The following is a 1,142-nucleotide window of genomic DNA, read 5'->3' as shown; positions in this document are numbered from 1 at the left end:
CGCACCAAGCCCCACGTCAACGTGGGCACGATCGGTCACGTGGACCATGGCAAGACGACGCTGACGGCGGCCATCGCCACGGTGCTGTCGGCCAAGTTTGGCGGCGAAGCCAAGGCCTACGACCAGATCGACGCAGCACCTGAAGAAAAGGCCCGCGGCATCACGATCAATACCGCCCACGTGGAATACGAAACGGCTGCACGCCACTACGCCCACGTGGACTGCCCCGGCCACGCCGACTATGTGAAGAACATGATCACCGGCGCAGCCCAGATGGACGGCGCCATTTTGGTGTGCTCGGCCGCTGACGGCCCCATGCCCCAGACCCGCGAACACATCCTGCTGGCCCGCCAGGTGGGCGTGCCTTACATCATCGTGTTCCTGAACAAGTGCGACATGGTGGACGACGAAGAGCTGCTCGAACTCGTCGAAATGGAAGTGCGCGAACTCCTGGACAAATACAACTTCCCTGGCGACGACACCCCGATCATCCGCGGTTCCGCAAAGCTCGCCCTGGAAGGCGACAAGGGCAAGCTGGGTGAAGAAGCCATCATGAAGCTGGCCGAAGCCCTGGACACCTACATCCCCACGCCCGAGCGCGCAGTGGACGGCGCCTTCCTGATGCCCGTGGAAGACGTGTTCTCCATCTCCGGCCGCGGCACCGTGGTGACCGGCCGTATCGAGCGCGGCATCATCAAGGTCGGCGAAGAAATCGAAATCGTCGGTATCAAGGACACCGTCAAGACCACCTGCACCGGCGTGGAAATGTTCCGCAAGCTGCTGGACCAGGGCCAGGCTGGCGACAACGTGGGCCTGCTGCTGCGCGGCACCAAGCGCGAAGACGTGGAGCGTGGCCAAGTGCTGTGCAAGCCCGGCTCGATCAAGCCCCACACCCACTTCACGGCTGAGGTGTATGTGCTGAGCAAGGACGAAGGCGGCCGCCACACCCCCTTCTTCAACAACTACCGCCCTCAGTTCTACTTCCGCACGACCGACGTGACCGGCGCCATCGAGCTGCCAGCCGACAAGGAAATGGTCATGCCTGGCGACAACGTGTCGATCACCGTCAAGCTGATCAACCCCATCGCCATGGAAGAAGGCCTGCGCTTCGCTATCCGTGAAGGCGGCCGTACCGTGGGCGC

At 63.0% G+C, this 1,142-nt stretch carries 1 protein-coding gene; it reads left to right on the top strand.

Annotated elements, in window-relative coordinates; all coding sequences use genetic code 11:
* Positions 1-1,142: elongation factor Tu (tuf, locus tag BLW02_RS19435; protein WP_092701792.1), on the top strand; the 1,142-nt coding region annotated here is incomplete at both ends.

The organism is Acidovorax soli (assembly GCF_900107605.1).
Classification (GTDB): domain Bacteria; phylum Pseudomonadota; class Gammaproteobacteria; order Burkholderiales; family Burkholderiaceae_C; genus Acidovorax; species Acidovorax soli.
The sequence above is the reverse complement of the archived record's forward strand: the minus strand, read 5'-3'. Positions and strand labels throughout refer to the sequence as shown.